The sequence below is a fragment of the Inquilinus sp. genome (assembly GCF_057815775.1).
The window spans coordinates 1-4,391 of record NZ_JBYRFX010000627.1; the positions used below are offsets into that span (position 1 = coordinate 1).

Annotated in this window: 5 protein-coding genes; 1 reads left to right on the forward strand and 4 read right to left on the reverse strand. The window is 69.0% G+C overall.

Annotated features, from left to right (window positions below):
* The 4 genes from AC3XYG_RS21840 to AC3XYG_RS21855 all read right to left on the reverse strand — a co-directional run.
* Positions 1 to 307 (reverse strand): ATP phosphoribosyltransferase regulatory subunit (locus AC3XYG_RS21840; RefSeq protein WP_489141975.1); only part of this gene is annotated, 307 nt, incomplete at its 3' end.
* A 103-nt stretch (positions 308 to 410) separates the two neighbouring features.
* Positions 411 to 1,664: a trypsin-like serine peptidase gene (locus tag AC3XYG_RS21845; protein ID WP_489141976.1), complete on the reverse strand. Its 1,254-nt coding sequence runs from the start codon at positions 1,662 to 1,664 to the stop codon at positions 411 to 413.
* Positions 1,661 to 2,824: a trypsin-like serine peptidase gene (locus AC3XYG_RS21850; RefSeq protein WP_489141979.1), complete on the reverse strand. Its 1,164-nt coding sequence runs from the start codon at positions 2,822 to 2,824 to the stop codon at positions 1,661 to 1,663. Before AC3XYG_RS21850 ends, AC3XYG_RS21845 begins: the two co-directional genes overlap by 4 nt.
* A 5-nt stretch (positions 2,825 to 2,829) precedes the next feature.
* Positions 2,830 to 3,519, reverse strand: a complete 690-nt coding sequence (locus AC3XYG_RS21855; RefSeq protein ID WP_489141977.1) for a potassium channel family protein — start codon at positions 3,517 to 3,519, stop codon at positions 2,830 to 2,832.
* 159 nt (positions 3,520 to 3,678) lie between these two features.
* Between AC3XYG_RS21855 and ypfJ the strand changes: the two genes are divergently transcribed.
* Positions 3,679 to 4,391 (forward strand): KPN_02809 family neutral zinc metallopeptidase (gene ypfJ / locus AC3XYG_RS21860; protein ID WP_489141978.1); only part of this gene is annotated, 713 nt, incomplete at its 3' end.

Here is a 4,391-nt window from a genome sequence, read left to right on the forward strand (position 1 = left end):
GCCGGGCCGCGGCGGCGAGGCGCGAGCGGGCGATGCGGGCGATCTGCACCGTCATGTCGGCGCGCAGGCCGAGCATGCGGCTGCCCATCGGGTCCATCAGGCGGAAGGTGTGCCGGGCCATGCTGGCGCCGACGCCGGACAGCAGCGTGTCCTCGAATTCGACCAGCGGCGGCTTGACCCGGTCGTAGCCGTGACCGCCCAGCACCGTCATCATGCGTTCGATCACCGCCGCCTCCTGAGCCGCTTCGGGCGGGAGGACGTCGTAGAAACCCTCGGGAAGAAGAGCGGCGTGGAGCGCGTCGGTCATGGCGTGCGGCACGCTAGGGCCTTCGCGGTCGCGGTGCAACGAAGAAGGACGCCCAGCCCCCTCGCCGCGCGCTCACCCCCCATGCGTAGGGCGGGCCTGCGCGTTATCCACCATGCGCCGCGAGATACTTTGCCAGCGCATCGGCGAAGGCCCGGCTGTCGACGCCGAGATAGGCGTTCTCGTCACTGGAATCGTGAAAGAAGCGGGTAACGACCGCGACGATGGCGTAGCCACCGCCCTGCTTCATGAAGATCGGGCCGCCGCTGTCGCCTTTGGTCATGTCGCAGTCGTGCTTCATCGTGTTGTCGCGGCGCAGCGCCAGCGCGTGGCAGCCGCTGTGCGCCGTCATCCGATCCGGCGCGTCCCAGGCATAGCCGGCCTGAATCAGCGGCACCCAGTCATGGGCGCGGATCTTCGCCTCGTCCCGGGCGGTCAGCCGGTGCACCGCCATGGTGCCGACCGTGTCGCCAATATCGGCATCGAGCAGGACGAAGGCCCAGTCCGAGCCGTAGGAGGCGCCGGCATCGTCGTCGTCCGAATCCTCGTTGCGGTACTCCGGCGACAGCGTCTCGGACACCACGCCGGCCCCGGCGGCCTCCTCGTCGCCATCCCGCCCGGCGCGGAAGCGCACCGGCGCATCGCGGCTGCCATCGTCGCGGAAGAAGCAATGCGCCGCGGTCAGCACCACCCGGCGGCCGACCAGGGTGCCGGTGCAACTGCCGCCGCTGTCGAACACCAGCTCGCCGATCGCGGTCCAGGGCATGCGGTCCGGCTTCATCATCCGGCGGTCGTCATGGCCGAAGAAATGGTCGCGAATCCCCAGCGGCGTGTCGCGGCCCAGGCAATCCGCCGTATCGGTGCGGGCCTCGCAGCTTCCGGTGCCGATACCGGGTTCGTCGCAGACATCGTCGAAGGCGGTGGCGCAGCTGTTGGTGTGGTTGCGCCTGGAATAGAACGCCCCGCAATCGCTGATGTCGGTGCCATCAGGGCAGACGCCGGTGCCGATTCCCGGCTCGTCGCAGGTGCCGTCATGCGCCCAGTGGCAGCTGTCGGTGCCGCCGGCGTGAAGGGCACGGCAATCGGTCGTGTCGGTGCCGGCATCGCATTCGCCGGTGCCGATGCCGGGCTCGTCGCACTGGCCATCGAAGGCCCAATGGCAGCTGTTGTCGCCGGTCTTCACCGCGGCGCAGTCGGCATCGTCGGTGTCGGGCTTGCAGTCGCCGGAGCCGCCGAAGCGCTGTTCGTCGCAAGTGCCGTCCCGGACCCAGCGGCAGGAATTGTCGGCGACGGCCGGGGCGGACAGGCAGGCCAGGCTGAGCAGGACCGCGATGGCGGCGAGGATTCCCCGACCGTTCATTTTGCAGCCGCCATGGCGGGTATCCCGCCATGGGTGGCGACGTATTTGGTCACGGCCTTCTCGAAGGCACGGCTGTCGACGGCGAGGTAGGAGGAGCGCTGCCCGTCATCGCCGCCATAGAAGCGGCTGACCACGGCGACGACGGCATAGCCGCCGCCCTGCTTGATGAAGATCGGGCCGCCACTGTCGCCCTTGGTCATGTCGCAGTCGTGCAGCAGCGTGTCGTCGTCGCGCAGCGAGACGATGCGGCAGCCGACATGCTCGGTCATCCGGTCCGGCGCATCCCAGGAATAGCCGCCCTGCATCACCCGGACCCAGCGGTTGGCGGCGATGTCGGCCTGATCTTCCGGCTTCAGCCGATGCACGGCCATGGTGCCGGTGACGTCGCCGATATCGGCGTCGAGCAGCACCAGGGCATAGTCCAGCCCGTACCAGGATTCGCCGCCGCGGGCGCGGCCCTCGCGGAAGCCGGGCGGGATGAAGAAGCCGGCAATGCCGGCCTCGGCCACCTGGCGCAGCCCGACCCGGCCGGCGCGGAAGCGGGTCGGCCGGTCCAGCGAATTGTCCTCGCGCATGAAGCAATGGGCTGCGGTCAGCACCACGCGACGGCCGACCAGGGTGCCGGAGCAGGAGCCGTTGTCGAAGCTCAACTCGCCGATGGTGCTCCACGGCAGGCGGTCGGGCGTGGCCAGGCGGCGATGGTCATGGCCGAAGAAATGGTCGCGGATGCCGGCCGGCGTGTCGCGGCCCAGGCAGTCGGCGGTGTCGCTGCGGGCGACGCAGCGGCCGGTGCCGATGCCCGGTTCGTCGCAGATATCGTCGAAGGCGCTGGCACAGCTGTTGTCGCGGTTGCGCCGGCTGTATAGCGCCCGGCAGTCGCTGACATCGGTGCCGTCGGCGCACAGCCCGCTGCCGATGTTCGGCTCATCGCAGCTGTGGTCCTTGGACCATTGGCAGCTGTCGTCGCCGCCGGCACGGATGGCGCGGCAATCATCGGTGTCGGTTCCGGCGGCACAGTCGCCGCTGCCGATACCCGGCTCGTCGCAGCGGTTGTCATAGGCCCAGCGGCAGCTGTTGGCGCCGGTCTTCGGCCCCGCCTGGGCCAGCAGGACGACGGCGAGGCCGCCCAGGCACAGCAGGACAGCGGCGATCCGGTACATGGCGGTCAATCGGCGTGCCTCGTCTCGATCTCCATCGACACCAGCCGGGCCAGCAGGATGGCCGGGAACAGCTGGCCGCACAGCCCCTCCAGATTGGCCATCGACCGCGCCAGCGGGAACACCGGCGTGACGTCGCCATAACCGACCGAGGTCAGGGTGGTGAAGCTGAAATAGATCATCCGCGACAGCAGGCGGACATGCTCGACCTCGATCACATCGGCGAAGGCATAGGCCTTGTCGCCGACATGCAGCACCAGCAAGGTGCCGAGCAGGGCGAAGACCAGGCCGATATGCAGGTAGACGGCGATGGCGCCGAGGATGCAGTGCAGGTTGATCCGGCTGCGCCGGAACACATGGTTCAGGATGATCCAGCTGAGCAGCAGCAGAAACGCGACGAACAGCAGGATATAGACCGACGTCAGCCACAGCTGGCCGAGATAGAGGCTGAGCGGCTGCAGCGGCAGCAGCACCACACCGAGGCCGATCAGCAGCTTCGCCAGCCGGGCATGGCGCGAGATGGCGAAGAGCCCGGCCAGCACGATGAAGCAGGAATTGAAGATGAAGATGTGGCGCGACGCCTCGTGCACGCTCGACAGCGGGCCGAACACGAAGATCGCCAGCGCTTCGAAGAACACCAGGGCGCTCAGGCTCCGGTCGCGATTGGCCGGCAGGGCCGGGACGGACGGTGCGGACATCTGGGCCAATTCGGATCATCCGGAGCGGGGCGACACGCCATCCTATGCGGATCCGCGGGGCGAAACGATGGCAGATCGCGCAACCGCGTAACGTCCCGTAGAATAGGAACCGGAACGGTCGCGGCGGGTTGTCACAGGGCGCAGCGAGGGAGAGCATCCATGCGGTGGCAGGATCTGAGACGCAGCACCAATGTCGAGGACCAGCGCGGCAGCGGTGGCGGCGGCATGCGCCCGGCCGCGATCGGCGGCGTGGGCGGCGTCGGCGCGATCGTCGTGGTGCTGGTGGCGCTGTTCTTCGGCGTCGATCCCTCGGCGCTGCTGCAGAGCCTCGACACCGGCAGCCCCCAGGATCAGACCCAGACGGCCTCCGCCCCATCCGGCGCCGGCAGCAGCCCGCGCGACGACCAGACCACCCAGTTCGTCGCCGCCGTGCTGGGCAGCACCGAGGACACCTGGGGCGCCATCTTCAAACAGGCCGGCAGCCAGTACACGGCGCCGAAGCTGGAGCTGTTCTCGGGCCAGACCCGGTCGGGCTGCGGCGTGGCCAGCACCTCCGCCGGCCCGTTCTACTGCCCGGCCGACCGCAAGGTGTATCTCGACACCGCCTTCTTCCAGGAACTGAGCGGCCGGTTCGGCGCGCCGGGCGAATTCGCCGAAGCCTATGTCATCGCCCATGAGGTCGGCCACCACGTCCAGACCCTGCTCGGCATCATGGCCAAGGTGGACGGCCTGCGCCGCAACATGGGGGAGGCCGACGCCAATGCGCTGTCGGTGCGGGTCGAGCTGCAGGCCGACTGCTTCGCCGGCGTCTGGGCCAAGCGCGGCGACCAGCAGGGTCATTTCATCGAGGCCGGCGACATCGAATCGGCGCT

Coding starts and splice junctions, on each gene's coding strand:
- AC3XYG_RS21850 (WP_489141979.1), bottom strand. CDS start 2,824: ATGTACCGGATCGCCGCTGTCCTGCTGTGCCTGGGCGGCCTCGCCGTC.
- AC3XYG_RS21845 (WP_489141976.1), bottom strand. CDS start 1,664: ATGAACGGTCGGGGAATCCTCGCCGCCATCGCGGTCCTGCTCAGCCTG.
- AC3XYG_RS21855 (WP_489141977.1), bottom strand. CDS start 3,519: ATGTCCGCACCGTCCGTCCCGGCCCTGCCGGCCAATCGCGACCGGAGC.